The organism is Cellulosimicrobium cellulans (assembly GCF_006539945.1).
GTDB lineage: Bacteria > Actinomycetota > Actinomycetes > Actinomycetales > Cellulomonadaceae > Cellulosimicrobium > Cellulosimicrobium cellulans.
Window position 1 is genome coordinate 71,061 of record NZ_BJNZ01000001.1, and the last position, 13,401, is coordinate 84,461.

Genomic DNA, 13,401 nt, shown 5'->3' on the forward strand with positions numbered 1-13,401 from the left:
GAAACTACCTTAGCGTGCGCTCGGTTAGTATTTTCAACCGGGGCGTCCAGGCCGTACCGTTGGCGCCGACAGACTGGCGAGGGAGACGGTGATGAACGAGAGCGACTCCGCAGGTGGCGGCGCCACGACGGGAACGGCAGGGGGCCGCACGACGCCGACCGCGAACCGAGGGACGCCGACCGCTAACCGAGGGACGACGACCGCGACCCGCGGCACGACGGCGGCAGGGCTGCCCGACCGACGCATCGTCCGGGGCGAGCAGCGCCGTCGCGAGATCCTGCGCACGGCCGTCGAGGTGTTCGGCGAGCAGGGGTTCCGCGGCAGCTCGCTGCGCGAGATCGCGGCGCGCGTCGGCATCTCCGAGGCCGGGCTCCTGCACCACTTCGGCAGCAAGGCCGGCCTCCTGACCGCGACGCTCGAGGAGCGCGACCGGCGCGACCTCGTGCGGCGCACCGAGGACGAGGCCGCGGGCGCCGACCTCCTCACGACCATCCGCGACCAGGTCCGGCGCAACGCCGAGACACCGGGTCTCGTCTCGCTCCACGTGGTCGTCGCCGCCGAGGCGACGGACGCCGCCCACCCGGCCCACGACGTCGTCCGCGACCGTTACCGCGCCCTGCGCCACCAGGACGACACGCGCTTCCAGGACGCGGTCGCGCGCGGCGAGCTGCGCCCCGAGGTCGACCCGCAGGCGATCGGCCAGCTCTTCTCCGCCGTCATGGACGGCCTCCAGCTCCAGTGGCTGCTGGACCCCGACAACGTCGACATGGTCGCCCTCTTCGACCAGTTCCTCGCGCTGCTGCGCCCCGAGGGCACCCCGCCCGCAGCGCCCGAGCCCCGCACCGCCGATCAGGAGACCGCGTGACCCTCACCGCCGCCAGCCCCGCAGGCACGACCCTCGTCGCGGGCGCGACGCTCAGCTCGGGCGAGCTGACCGTCGAGCTCACCGCCGGGGGCGACGTGCGCGCCGTCAGCACGGACGGCCTGCTCGTCAACCAGTACCTGCCGGGCGAGCACGACCGCATGCCCGGCGGCGTCCTGCTGCGCGCGACCCGCGCGGACGGCACGGTCGAGGTGGCCCGGCTCACCGGGTCGTCGCCCGCGGTGACGTCGGTCGAGGTCGGCACCGACCGCGTCGTGTGGTCGGGCGAGGCGCTCGGGCTCGCCACGCGCGTCGCGCTGACGCTCGACGGCCGCGCGCTCGTCCGGCGCGTCGACCTCACAGCGGGCGCGAGCACGCCCGCGGACGTCCGCTACGACGTCGTGCACGCCCAGGATCTCGCCCTCGCGCCGCCCGCGGCCGCGCTGTCGAGCGAGCCGTACGTGTGCCAGTACCTGCTGCACCGCGCGCTCGAGCACCCCGACGCGGGGACCGTGCTCGTCAGCCGGCAGACCATGTCCGCGCAGCCGCGCCTCCCCCTCGCCGTGGCGTTCCTCGTCGAGGGCGCGGTCGCGCACCTCACGGACGCGCTCCAGGTCTTCACGGCGCGGTCGCGGCGCGACGGCGTCCCGCACGGCCTGCTCGGGCCCGTGGACTCCGCGGTGCTCCAGTACGAGTACGCGATGCCGACCCTCGTGTCCCGGCCCCTCGACCTGTCGGGCGGCGCGGCCCGCGTGCACGCGGTGACCGTCGTGGACCCCGACGCGCCCGGACCGCTCGCGGCACACCTCGACGAGGTGGCCGGCTGGGCGGCGGCCGCGGTCGCCGCCGCGGCGGACGAGCGCTCGACCACCCCGCTGCCGCGGACCGCGTCGGTGCTGCGCGACGCGCCGCTCCTCGCGGGCGACGAGCTCGGCGAGGCCGACCTGCTCGCCGCCGTCGGGCTCGGCGCCGACGACGTGCTGCTGCCCGAGCGCGACGCCGACGGCACGCTCCTCTCGTTCTTCACCGCGGCCGGGACGCACGTGGTCGACGCGCGCAAGGACACCGTCACCGAGCGCTCGCACGGGCACGTGCTCAAGGCGGGCGACGACGTGCTCCCGACGGACGACGTGCTCTCCACGACGGCGTTCGCGCCGGGCGTCTTCGCGTCGCACGTCGTGCTCGGCAACACCACGGCCAACCGCCTCGCGACGGTGCACCGGCACCACCTCAACCTGCTCCGCAGCAGCGGGCTGCGGGTGCTCGTCGACGACGGCCGCGGGCCGCAGCTGCTCGGGCTGCCCTCCGCGCTCGTCCTCGACGTCGGCGGCGTCCGCTGGGTCTACGAGACGCCGCTCGGCCGCGTCGACGTGCGGACGGTCGCGCACGACCGCGAGAACCGCATCGACGTGGACGTGCGCTGCGAGCGGCCGCTCCACGTGACCGCCACGCTCGAGCTCGACGACGAGGCCGGCGGCTGGGTCGCCGAGCACGTGGCCCCGACGGCGGACGTCGGCGAGGCCGTCGTCGTGCACCCCGTCCCGGGCGGCGACGTCGACGCGCACTACCCGGACCTGCGGTACGTCGTGTCGTCGAGCGCGCCCGTCGTGCTCGATCCCGAGGACCCGGCGCGCGCCTCCACCGGGACCGCGCACCGCCTCACGAGCGCGACCGACACCGGCGCGCTCCGGCTCGCGATCACCGGCGCGCTGGACGGGGCCGACGCCGCGCTCGCGCTCGCCGCGCCGGCGCACGACCCGCTCGCCGACCTCGACGCGACGCTCGCGCGCCACCTCGCGACCGTCCGCGGGGTCGTGCGCGGACTGCGGTTCGCGCCGCACGCGGCGCTCGAGACGCAGGAGCTCGACCTCCTCGTGCCCTGGTACGCGCACGACGCCCTGATCCACTTCCTCGTCCCGCACGGCCTGGAGCAGTACTCGGGCGCGGCGTGGGGCACGCGCGACGTGTGCCAGGGACCGTTCGAGCTCGCGCTCGCGGGCGGTCGCTACGACGTGGCGCGGGCGATCGTGCTGCGCGTCCTCGCGCACCAGCACACGGGGGGCGAGTTCCCCCAGTGGTTCATGTTCGACGCGTACGGCGAGCGCTACAACGACTCCTCGCACGGCGACGTCGTGGTGTGGCCGCTGTTCGCGCTCGCGCAGTACCTCGACGCGAGCGGTGACCTCGCGGTGCTCGACGAGCCGGTCCCGTTCTGGGACCACGCGCACCGGCGCCCCGCCGCGTCCGGGCCCGACGCGGCGGCGACCGTGCGCGACCACGTCGCGCGCCTGCTCGACCACCTCGAGGCCGACCGCCTGCCCGGCACCGCCCTGCCCGCGTACGGCGAGGGCGACTGGGACGACACGCTCCAGCCCGCCGACCCGCGCATGCGCACGGACCTCGCGTCCACGTGGACGTCCGCGCTGCTCGTGCAGGCCGCCCAGCTGCTCGCCCGCACCACGTCCGGCAGCGACGACCACGCCGCGCTCTCGGCGCGCGCCGGGGCCCTGGCCGCCGAGGTGCGCGCGGACCTGCGCGAGCGCGCGCTCGTCGACGGCGTCATGGCCGGGTACGTGCGCCACGGCGCCGACGGCGACGAGCTCGTCATCCACCCGTCCGAGACCGTCTCCGGGATGCGGTACCGCCTCATCCCCATGACGCAGTCGATCATCGCGGGGATCCTCACGCCCGAGGAGGCGGAGGAGCACGAGCGCCTCGTGGTCGAGCACCTCCACTTCCCCGACGGCGTGCGCCTCATGGACCACCCCGCCGCGTTCGACGAGGGCATCCCGCACACGTTCCTGCGGGCCGAGCAGGCGGCGAACGTCGGCCGCGAGATCGGGCTCATGTACGTGCACGCGCACATCCGCTACGTCGAGGCGCTCGCGGCACTGGGGCGTGGCCGCGCGCTCGACGAGCTGCTGCGCATCAGCCCGGTCGACCTCGGCCGTCGCCTCGCGCACGCCGCGCCCCGGCAGCGCAACGCGTACTTCTCGTCGAGCGACGCCGACTTCCCGGACCGCCAGAGCTTCGCGCGCGACTTCGACCGGCTGCGCGACGGCACGGTGGGCGTGCGGGGCGGCTGGCGCGTGTACTCCAGCGGGCCGGGCATCTACCTGCGCCAGCTCGTCCAGGGCGTGCTCGGGCTCACGGAGCAGCCCGGGACGCTCCTCGTCGACCCCGTGCTGCCCGCGGCGGCCGACGGCCTCGCCGTGGACCTCGAGCTCGCCGGGCGGACGCGCCGGGTCGTCTACCGGATCGCCCAGCCCGGCCAGGGCGTCCGGGTGCGCGCGGGATCCGACCTCGGCGCGCTCGGCGACGTCCCCACGACCCCGAGGGCGGGCGACTACCGCGAACGCGGCGTCGTCGTCGCGACGCGCGACCTCGGCGACGCGGGGCTCGTCGAGATCACGGTGCCCGTGGGGTCGTAGGGCCCGAGATCCCGCCGTCGCCGGGCGTGGCCCCGTGCGGCGGCCCGAGGCGCTAGCCTTCGGACCACGCCGCCGTCGGGACGGCGCCACCCGCGATAAAGGAGCACGCCGTGAGCCAGCCTCCGTACCAGCAGTACCCGGGCGGCGACGCCCAGCAGCCCCCGCAGGCGCCCCCGCCGTACGGGCAGGGGCAGCCCGCCTACGGGCAGCCTGCCGCCCCCGGGCCCTACGGCGAGCAGGCGCCGTACGGCCAGGGTCAGCCCGCGTACGGCCAGCCCGCGCCGCCCGAGCAGCATCAGCCGGCGTACGGGCAGATGGCGCCGCAGGCTCCTCCCGCGACGCCGTACCCGCCGCAGGGCCAGCAGCCCTACGGGGCGCCGTACCCGCCCCAGGGCCAGCAGCCGTACGGCCCGCCGTACGGTCAGCCCGGCTACGGCGGTCAGCCGGGTTACGGCGCGTACGCCCCCGTCGGCCCGCAGCCGATGACGTGGCGCACGATCCTCGCGTACGTGTTCAGCCCGATCGCGGTGTTCTTCCTGCCGATCGTGTTCGGCGTGCTCGCGATCGTCTTCTCCGCGATCGCGGCTCGCCGGAACGAGAAGACGGCGAAGATCGCGCTCGGGATCGCGATCGCGTGCACGGCTCTCGGCTTCATCCTGGGGGCGATCAGCGGCGTCCGGACCTTCCAGGAGCTCGCGGGCTGACCGGCGAGCCGGGGCGGCCACGCCCGTCCCGGCCGGTCAGGCGCAGTCGACCCCGGCGTACGGCGTCTCGACGACGGCGGGGCCGTCCTCGGTCGCCACCGTCAGCGTGGCCGTGCCGGGCTCGGCCGTCACGGACCGGGTGCTGAACGACTGGTAGGCGTTGCGGCCCGGCTGGACGCCGCCGAAGGACCGCTCGCCCGCCGGCGTGGCGAGCGTGAGGTCGACCGCGTCCTCGCCGACGTTCAGCGCGCGCACGGCGACGTGCGCCGTCCCTGCCAGGCACCGCGCGTCGACCTCGACGTGGACGGGCGGGAGCTCGCGGACCCGCACGTCGCGGTAGGACACGACGTCGGGCGCGGACCCGTGCGCCTGGAGACCGACGTACCCGACGAGGCCGCGGCTGCTCGAGCCCGGGTCGAGCGGGCGGTCGGGGAACGGGACGCCGGGGAGGTTCTCGTACTCGTTGATGACGACCCCGTCCCGGATCACCGTGTAGTGCTGCCCGACGACGCGCACCTCCAGCTCGTTCCACGTGCCCTTGGCGGTGGGGCGCGCGCGGTCGAGGCCGATGTCCGCGAAGCCGTAGACCGAGCCGGTCTTGCGCGGGTCGTTCGACCCGCCCTCGGGGGAGTCGTTGACCTGGATCTCGTGCCCGCAGTTGACCGCGATCCACGAGAGGTTGCCCGTCTCGTTGCCGTTGAACGTCGTCGGGCAACCCTCGACGGGGCCGGACAGGTCGGGGAACCGGACCTGCACGCCGCTGTTGGCGCGCGCGTCCCCGGGGGCGTCGTCGCGGAGCTGCACGACGAGCGAGAAGTCGCCGTACTGCCGGACCGGGTACCAGAGGGTGCCGAACCCGCCGCCCGCGCCCGCCCGGGAGCGGATCGTGCCGTCGTCGAGCAGGTCGAACCCGCCGTCGCCGGCGTACTCCCACGCGTCGAAGGACTCGGCGGTGCCGTCGAAGATCACGTCGTACTCCTCGCCGGGCGCCACGGCCGTCGGGGCCCCGGGTGCCGTGGTCTCCGGTGCCGTGGGCACGACCGCCGCGGCCGGCGCCGCGAGCGCGACCCCGACGGCGAGCGCGGCCGCTCCCGCGAGGCGGGCGCGGTGCGCCCGGCGGAGGACGGGGGGACGGGTGGTGCTCGACATCGGAACTCCCTCGTTCGACGCGTGTCCCTCCACCCTCGCACGGATGCCGGGCGCTCTCCACGGCACGGGGAGCGAGCGTGCAGCCGGGGCCGCGGGACGTCCGCACCCGCGTGCGCGCGTCGGGCGCGGTGGGAGAATCGACCGGTGTCCGGAGCCGAGGAGCGAGTGCTGGAGTCCGCCCGGGTCGCGGCGACGCTGCGCGACGAGATCCTCGACGGGGTGCGACGACCGGGGTCCCGGCTGGTCGAGCGGGACCTGGCGGCCGACTTCGGCGTGAGCCGCATCCCCGTGCGCGACGCGCTCAAGGCGCTCGAGGGGGAGGGGCTCGTCGTGCTGCGGCCGCACACGTGGGCCGTGGTGCGCGAGTTCTCCGACGCAGACCTCGCGGACCTCGACGAGGTCCGCGAGGTGCTGGAGCCGCTCGCGTTCCGCCTCGCGGCCGAGCGCCACGGCCCGGAGGGCCTGGAGCGGCTGCGGAGCGCGCTCGCGAGCGAGCAGGAGGGTGCTCGGACAGCCGACAGCGTCGGGTCGCGCCGGTCGGCGGCCGACTTCCACGAGATCGTGACCGAGCTCGCCGACAACCAGCTCCTGCGGGACATGATGCAGGGCATCCGCAGCCGCGTGCGCTGGGCGCTGTCGCAGCACGACGACCTCGCGCACGTGACCGAGGAGCACGCGGCGCTGTTCGAGGCGGTCGCGTCGCGGGACGGCGAGCGTGCGGCCGCCCTGGCGGAGGCGCACGTCGACAGCAGCCGGCGCCAGCGCGCCGCGCACGTCGCGGCCCTGCGCTCGGAGGGCTGACCCGGCCTCGTCGGGGCCGTGCCGGGGCTCAGACGGGGCCGGCTGTCCCGTCGTGCGACGTGGCCGGCCGGGCGGGGAGCTCGGTCGCCTTCTGCCACGACCCGACCAGCCGCCCGTCGCTCGTCTCGAGCCGGAACGGCGCGAGCGGGAGGTTGCCCGCACGGCGGCGAGCGCGGAGCACGTCGATCGCGTCCTCGTCGCTGTCCGCGCCGAACGGCTCGCCGCGGCGTGCGCCGGTGACGGTGACCACGCGGTAGCGGGTCATGCTGTCGTCGTCGTGGTGGACGTCGTCGGCGAGCGCGGCGACCTCCTTGGCGACCTCGAGGTTCGGCAGCGCGACCCAGGTGCGTCCCGGCCCGTCGAGCGTCCAGCCGTCGGCGTCGTCGCGCCGGATCACGTACTCGCGCGACGCGCTGCGGGCGCGCCAGGTCGCGTCGTCTTCGGCAGTCCAGGTGAGTGTGTTCATGAGCGCTGGTGCGGGTCGGACGGCGGTCCGGTCACTCGGCGGTCGAGCGGTTGTCCCCCCTGCCGTCGTCCGGTGACCCACCCGCAGCGTACGCGGCCCGCGCCGCTGACGTGTCCACCCTGAGGAGGAGATCGCCCGTCGGGCACGTCACACCGCGCCGCCGCGGCTGCCGGTCGCCGGGGGGGGTCCGCCCGTCCGGCTACCCCAGGCGTTCCTCCAGGAGATCCGCAGCGGCTCGTGCGCCACCCAGCGACCGCAGCTCGCTCCCGAGGCGGGCGGCCGCAGCACGGTAGGCCGGGTCGGTGGCGACCTCGCGGCAGGCGTCCCTGACCGCCTCGGGCCGCGGCGTCCCGGTGCGCAGGTTCACGCCGGCGCCGTGCCAGCCGACGCGCGCCGCGACCTCCGGCTTGTCGAGGTCCCCGCCCGCGACCACGAGCGGGACGTCGTGCCGCAGCGCCTGGAGGACGCCGCCGTAGCCGCCGTTCGTGATCATCACCGAGGTCCGGGGCAGGAGCTCGGGGTAGGGGACCATCGGCGCGACGCGGGCGTTCGCGGGCAGCGGTCCGGGCAACGGCTCGGTCCGGTGGCCCAGCCCGACGACGACGAGCACGTCCTGGTCGGCGAGCGCCTCGAGCGTGGGCAGGATCAGGTCGCGCGGGTCGACGTTCGCGGTGCCCTGCGTGACGTGGACGACGGGCGCGCCGGCGTGGACGACGTCGTCCCACCACGGCGGGAGCGAGCCCGGGGCCGGCGCCGTCCCGTCGTCGGTGAGGTCGCCGACGAAGCGGATGTGCGGGGGCAGGTCGTCGCGCGGGTAGTCGAGGCCGGGCGAACCGGCCGCGGCGACGAGGAACGGCGAGTACCACATCGTCGCGAAGGTCGCGGTGTCCGGCGCGAGCCCGGCCGACCGTCGCGTGCGCTGGTAGCGCCGGGTCAGCGCGGCGGTGCCCGCCCCCGAGACGGCGCCGAGCACCGCGTCGCGCGCCCTGCCGACGACGCCGACGCCCGGGGTGAGCCCGAGGCCCGTCGGCGGGATGCCCTTGCCGGGCAGCCAGACCGCGATCGGCGAGACCGTCGCCCACGGCGACCGGAGCCGCTCGGCCGCGAACCGGGTCCCGAGCGCCATCGGGTCGCCCGCGAGCAGGTCCCAGGGTTCGTCGTCGTGCAGCGCGAGGAGGTCCTCGGCCTGCGCGGGCGCGGTCCCGAGAAAGAGGTCCTCGAGGTTGTGGAGCACCTGCCGGAACCCCTTGCGGTCCTGGAGGCGCGGGAAGGTCGCGGCAAGGTCGCGCTCGTCGAAGTCGGGCGCTGCGACCCAGGGGACGCCGCGAGCTCCGACGTCGTCGAACATCGCGACGTACGACCTGCCGGTGTAGACGCGGACGCCGTGGCCGCGGCGGACGAGCTCGGCGGCGACCGCCCGGATCGGCCGGGCGTGCCCGGCGAACGGCATCGCTGTCAGCAGGATCGAGGCCATGGGGCAAGCATGACCCCTCGTCGGTGTCTCGGCCCGCGAGCGGTGACCGGCTACCCTGCACGAGCCGCCCGCGACGAGAGGACCCGCCCGATGTCCCACCCCACCGACCCGTACGAGCCGGTCGACGACCACACCGTCATGCGGCCGCCGCGACGGTACGGGGAGGACGGCGGGGCGAGCCCGGGCGCTTCGGGTGCCCCGGCGCCGGGCTACCCGAGCCCGCACGCGCAGGCGCCGTACGACACCGACCCGTACGGCACGGGAGGTCGCCGGGGCCCTGGCCGGCCCGGCGACCCGCACGCGACGCTCCCGCCCGCGGACACCGGGGCGACCTGGCCGCCTGCGGGGACGGCGCCCGGCTACGCGCCACCGCCCCCGCCGCCCGGTGCCCCCGCGGGCCCGCCCGTGCCCGGCGCCCCGTACGGCACCCCGCCGGCTCCGTACGCGTCCGGCCCCGCCTACGGCGCGCCGGACGACGCGACGGTCGTGCCGGGGCCGCCCGCCCCGCCGTCGGACCCCTACGGCTTCTCCCCGTACGCGACGCCCCCCGGCCGCGGGTCGCGGAAGTGGCTCGTGCCCGTCCTCGCGGGCGTGGGCGCGTTCGTCGTGGTCGCCGGCGGCCTCGGCGTGTGGCTCGCGGTGCGCGACGACGCCCCGCCCGCCCCGGAGCCGACGACCGCCGAGCAGGCGCCCGCGACGGACGCACCGGTGGGGCCGGAGGCGACCGAGGAGCCCGAGCCGACCGAGGAGCCCGTGGACACCGACGTCACGGACGACGAGCCGTGGCTCGAGCAGCAGTACCGTGCGGGGGCGGAGATGGACCCCGAGTCGGGCCCGGCGCTCGCGCCGATGTCGTGGGACTACTTCTCCGACAACGACTACCTGGTCAACGAGGACCGCATCGCGCTCGTGGCCCGCCGCGACTTCGCGTGCGACGACCTGCCCGCGATCCCTGCGATCGAGGCGCTCGCGGGCTCGTGCCAGGCCGGGTTCGAGGCCCGCGTCGTGTCGGACGACGGCCCGACCCTCGCGCTCGACCTGGTCCTGGTGGACGTCGGGTCGGAGGAGGAGGCCGAGCGCGCGGCTGCCGCCTTCAACGACGCGCCGGAGGGTGACCCGATCGCCGACACCACGGGACCCGCGCACCCGACCCTCGCCGCCGCGGTGCCGCAGCCGGGGTTCCAGGGCACGTACGCGCTGCTCGACGACGGGGACTCGCCGGCGGTCATGCTCAACACCGGGACCGTCGTCATGCTGTACCGGCTCGGCATCGACGACGGGCTGGAGCGCGACCAGATCCTGCCCGTCGCGCAGGCCGTCGGGTTCGTCATCACGGACCACGAGCTCGCGAAGTCGTTCGACGAGAAGAAGTGGCTGGACACGAAGGCCGGCTGAGCGGTCGCCGGTCGGGCTGGGTACCCTGGGGGCGGTGATGGATCCCGCCGGGGCATAGCCGCCCGAACCGCCGCCAGGGCTGATGGTTCCTGTCTCGTCGCACGTCGGCGGGCAGGGTGCTGCCCGCGGGAAGAGGTCCGCATGAGAGCCAGACCCGTGCCCCAGCCCGCGCTCGACCGCATGGTCCCGTTCGCCGGGCACCCCGTGGTCGTGGGCGTCGTGCCGGGCGGCGACCCGCTGGTCGTCCGGACGGCCGCGGCCTGGGCGGGTGCCGCCGGGTCCCGTGTGGTCGCCGCGTTCGCCGACACCTCCCGCCACGTCGTCGAGGAGCACCCCGACGGCTCGGTGACGCACGCGCCGCTCGACCCGGACTCGGCCGACGACTCCTGGGAGGACGTCGAGGCCCGGCTGCGGGCCGAGGTCGAGCACGGGCTGCGGGGGACGGGCGTCGCGTGGGAGCTGCGCTACCTCGCCGGGCGTCCCGACCGCGCGCTGACGCACCTCGCGCGGGCGGTCGACGCCGCGCTGATCGTCGTCGGGACGCGCGCGCCCGGGTCCACGGCGCACCTGCGCGAGCTCGTCGAGGGGTCCGTCGCCGCGCACCTGGCGCACCACCAGCACCGGCCGGTGCTCACGGTCCCGCTCGCGGTCGTGGACTGGAAGGAGCTCCGCACGCCGTGGGAGAGGTGAGACGACGGACCCCGCTCCTCGCGCTCGCGGGGCTCGTCGCGCTGGGGGGAGCGGTCGGCACGACGGCGCGCGCGCTGCTCGAGCAGGCGTTCGCTCCTGCGCCCGGGTCGTGGCCGTGGACGACGTTCTGGATCAACCTCGCCGGGTCGTTCGTGCTCGGCGCGCTCCTCGAGACGTTGCTCCGCTCGGGTCCCGACGCCGGGTGGCGGCGAGGCGTGCGGCTCGGCTGCGGGACGGGCGTGCTCGGCGGGTTCACGACCTACTCGACCTTCGCGGTCGAGGTCGAGCGGCTGGCGAGCGGGGGTCACGCCGCTCTCGGCGCCACGTACGCGCTGGGGAGCGTCGTGCTCGGCGTCGCGGCGGCGATGGCCGGGATCGCGCTCGCCGCCGCGGCTCGACGGCGGCTGGTCGTCCGGGGCGGTGCGGCGCGGTGACGGGCGTCCCCGAGCTGGCGCTCGTCGCCCTCGCCGGCGGGCTCGGCGCGGCGTCGCGGTTCCTGCTGGACACGCTCGTGGCCCGGCACAACCGGTGGTCGACGCCGCTCGGCACGGTCGTCGTGAACGTCACCGCGTGCTTCCTGCTGGGGCTGCTCACGGGCTGGGGTGCGACGCACCCGGGGAACGGAGATGTCGCGGCGGTGCTCGGGGTCGGCTTCCTGGGTGGCTACTCGACGTTCTCGACGGCGTCGGTCGAGGGCGCGCGCCTGCTGCTCGCCGGCCGCGGCGCCGTCGCGCTGGTGCACGCGCTCGGGATGCTCGTCGTGTGCCTGGCGGCCGCGGCGGCGGGGATCGCGGCCGGGAGCGCGTGAGCGGGCGCACCATCGACACGACGCAACTGAAGGGTTGTGCGGACCGGTGCCATATGCAACTCTGAAGTTGCAGACAGTCGTTCTTCCCAGCGGAGAGGAAGCACCATGACCACCACCAACGAGCCGGCCGTCGTCGACCGCGAGTCGTACACCGTGTCCCGGACCGTGACCATCGACGCCCCGGCGGCACGCGTCTGGGCGGCGCTCACCCAGGAGGACCTCATCAGCGGCTGGTTCGGCCAACGGACCGAGCTGCCGGACCTGCGCGTCGGCGGCGAGGGCGTGTTCAGCTGGCCGGACGCGCCCGACGTCCAGGTGCGCATCGAGGAGTACGACCCCACGACGGCGTTCGCCTTCCGGTGGGGGACCCCGGTGGGGCAGGTCATGGACGAGACCACCTCGACCGTCGCGCGCTTCACGCTCGAGCCCCAGGGGCCGACGACCGTCCTGCGCGTCGTCGAGACCGGGTTCGACCTCGTCGCGGACCCGGACGGCCTGCTCGAGAGCCACCAGCAGGGCTGGACGAGCGAGCTCGACGAGCTCGTCGAGCTGCTCGAGGGGGCGCTCGCGGCCGAGGGAGGTCGCGCGTGACCGCACCCGCGGCGGAGCTCGCTCCCGTGTTCTCGGCCCTCGCGGACGACACCCGGTGGCGGATCCTCCAGGAGCTCGGCAGCGCGGACCTCTCGGCGTCCGCGCTCGCCGAGCGCCTGCCGGTGAGCCGCCAGGCCATCGCGAAGCACCTGGGGGTGCTCGCGGAGGTGGGCCTCGTCGAGCCGCTCCGCGTGGGCCGCGAGATCCGCTACCGCGCGGTCGGCGCCAGGCTGGAGGAGACCGCGCGTGCGCTCGAGGCCATCGGCGCGGCCTGGGACCGCCGGCTCGCGGCGATCAAGCGCATCGCGGAGTCGTAGCGGTCGTCGGTCAGGATCCGGGAGCGCGGACGGGGTGCGCCTCGAGCGCCGCCGCGACGGCGTGCAGGTTGTGCGCCATGAGGCGCCCCGTCTCCCGCGCCCACTCGTGGCCGTGCCCGGTCTGGACGTAGTCGGGGCCCGGGCCGGGGCCCTGGTTCCAGTAGGTCCACGCCTGGCCGGGGATCGTGTACCCGATGTCGGCGAGCGCGCCGCTGACCTCCGAGATGACGTGGTGCGCGCCGTCCTCGTTGCCCGTGACCACCACGCCCGCCACCCGGTTGTAGGCGACGGGGACGCCGTCGGGGCCGTCCTCGGAGATCATCGCGTCCATGCGCTCGAGCATGCGCTGCGCGAGCGACGACGGGCGCCCGAGCCACGTCGGCGTGAGCACCACGAGGATCTGCGCGTCGAGCAGCCGCTCGTGCACGCGCGGCCACTCGTCGCCCTCGCCCGCGTCGGTGACGACGCCCGGTGGGACGTCGAGGTCGACGAGCCGGACGTGCTCGACCTCGACCCCGCGGTCCTGGAGCGCCTCGGCGACCACGCGCCCGAGCGCCTCGGTGTTGGACGGTTCCGGGGACTTCTTGAGCGTGCAGCTCACGAACAGCGCCTTCATGGGTCCTCCCGTGTCGCCGGACGCGGCGACGGTGCTCTCGTGCCTCCGCCCGGGCGGCCGACGGCGGGTGGCTCCACCGTCCCGTCCAGCGTCACGG

General features: G+C 75.8%; 14 protein-coding genes and 1 riboswitch. Of the genes, 10 read left to right on the top strand and 4 right to left on the bottom strand.

The window, feature by feature from the left end:
• The first annotated feature begins 91 nt into the window (after positions 1-91).
• From CCE02nite_RS00265 to CCE02nite_RS00275, 3 genes are all read left to right on the top strand, one after another.
• A complete protein-coding gene (locus tag CCE02nite_RS00265) occupies positions 92-865 on the top strand; it encodes a TetR/AcrR family transcriptional regulator (protein ID WP_141387064.1) in 774 nt (257 codons plus the stop codon).
• Entirely contained in the window at positions 862-4,293 is a 3,432-nt protein-coding gene (locus tag CCE02nite_RS00270) for a GH36-type glycosyl hydrolase domain-containing protein (RefSeq protein ID WP_141387066.1), read from the top strand. Before CCE02nite_RS00265 ends, CCE02nite_RS00270 begins: the two co-directional genes overlap by 4 nt.
• 110 nt (positions 4,294-4,403) lie before the next feature.
• Positions 4,404-4,997 (top strand): hypothetical protein, encoded by a 594-nt coding sequence (locus CCE02nite_RS00275; RefSeq protein ID WP_141387068.1) that lies wholly within the window; start codon positions 4,404-4,406, stop codon positions 4,995-4,997.
• Between the two features lie 36 nt (positions 4,998-5,033).
• Here the strand turns inward: CCE02nite_RS00275 and CCE02nite_RS20830 are convergent, their stop codons facing one another.
• Positions 5,034-6,146 carry a 3-keto-disaccharide hydrolase gene (locus CCE02nite_RS20830; RefSeq protein WP_255318543.1) on the bottom strand — a complete coding sequence of 371 codons (1,113 nt, stop codon included), beginning with the start codon at positions 6,144-6,146 and terminating at the stop codon, positions 5,034-5,036.
• Between the two features lie 144 nt (positions 6,147-6,290).
• Between CCE02nite_RS20830 and CCE02nite_RS00285 the strand changes: the two genes are divergently transcribed.
• On the top strand, positions 6,291-6,947 hold the full coding sequence (locus CCE02nite_RS00285) for a GntR family transcriptional regulator (RefSeq protein ID WP_218026984.1): 657 nt from the start codon (positions 6,291-6,293) through the stop codon (positions 6,945-6,947).
• Positions 6,948-6,975: 28 nt separating this feature from the next.
• Here CCE02nite_RS00285 and CCE02nite_RS00290 read toward each other — a convergent pair whose 3' ends face one another.
• Positions 6,976-7,413, bottom strand: coding sequence for a hypothetical protein (locus CCE02nite_RS00290; protein WP_141387070.1), 438 nt, complete (start codon positions 7,411-7,413; stop codon positions 6,976-6,978).
• A gap of 199 nt (positions 7,414-7,612) precedes the next feature.
• Positions 7,613-8,887 carry a glycosyltransferase gene (locus CCE02nite_RS00295; protein WP_141387072.1) on the bottom strand — a complete coding sequence of 425 codons (1,275 nt, stop codon included), beginning with the start codon at positions 8,885-8,887 and terminating at the stop codon, positions 7,613-7,615.
• Positions 8,888-8,977: 90 nt separating this feature from the next.
• Here CCE02nite_RS00295 and CCE02nite_RS00300 point away from each other — a divergent pair, with 90 nt between their 5' ends.
• The 6 genes from CCE02nite_RS00300 to CCE02nite_RS00325 all read left to right on the top strand — a co-directional run bounded on the left by CCE02nite_RS00300 (position 8,978) and on the right by CCE02nite_RS00325 (position 12,688).
• Positions 8,978-10,282 (top strand): hypothetical protein, encoded by a 1,305-nt coding sequence (locus CCE02nite_RS00300; RefSeq protein WP_141387074.1) that lies wholly within the window; start codon positions 8,978-8,980, stop codon positions 10,280-10,282.
• Between the two features lie 24 nt (positions 10,283-10,306).
• Positions 10,307-10,381, top strand: a riboswitch (Fluoride riboswitch).
• A gap of 42 nt (positions 10,382-10,423) precedes the next feature.
• Positions 10,424-10,972, top strand: a complete 549-nt coding sequence (locus tag CCE02nite_RS00305; RefSeq protein WP_141387076.1) for a universal stress protein — start codon at positions 10,424-10,426, stop codon at positions 10,970-10,972.
• Positions 10,969-11,406 carry a FluC/FEX family fluoride channel gene (locus tag CCE02nite_RS00310; protein ID WP_141387078.1) on the top strand — a complete coding sequence of 146 codons (438 nt, stop codon included), beginning with the start codon at positions 10,969-10,971 and terminating at the stop codon, positions 11,404-11,406. Before CCE02nite_RS00305 ends, CCE02nite_RS00310 begins: the two co-directional genes overlap by 4 nt.
• A complete protein-coding gene (locus CCE02nite_RS00315) occupies positions 11,403-11,780 on the top strand; it encodes a fluoride efflux transporter FluC (RefSeq protein WP_218026985.1) in 378 nt (125 codons plus the stop codon). The genes CCE02nite_RS00310 and CCE02nite_RS00315 overlap by 4 nt, the downstream gene beginning before the upstream one ends.
• A gap of 105 nt (positions 11,781-11,885) precedes the next feature.
• Entirely contained in the window at positions 11,886-12,371 is a 486-nt protein-coding gene (locus CCE02nite_RS00320; protein WP_141387080.1) for an SRPBCC domain-containing protein, read from the top strand.
• Positions 12,368-12,688, top strand: a complete 321-nt coding sequence (locus CCE02nite_RS00325; RefSeq protein ID WP_141387082.1) for an ArsR/SmtB family transcription factor — start codon at positions 12,368-12,370, stop codon at positions 12,686-12,688. The genes CCE02nite_RS00320 and CCE02nite_RS00325 overlap by 4 nt, the downstream gene beginning before the upstream one ends.
• 10 nt (positions 12,689-12,698) lie before the next feature.
• Here the strand turns inward: CCE02nite_RS00325 and CCE02nite_RS00330 are convergent, their stop codons facing one another.
• A complete protein-coding gene (locus CCE02nite_RS00330; RefSeq protein WP_141387084.1) occupies positions 12,699-13,304 on the bottom strand; it encodes a flavodoxin family protein in 606 nt (201 codons plus the stop codon).
• Positions 13,305-13,401 lie beyond the last annotated feature (97 nt).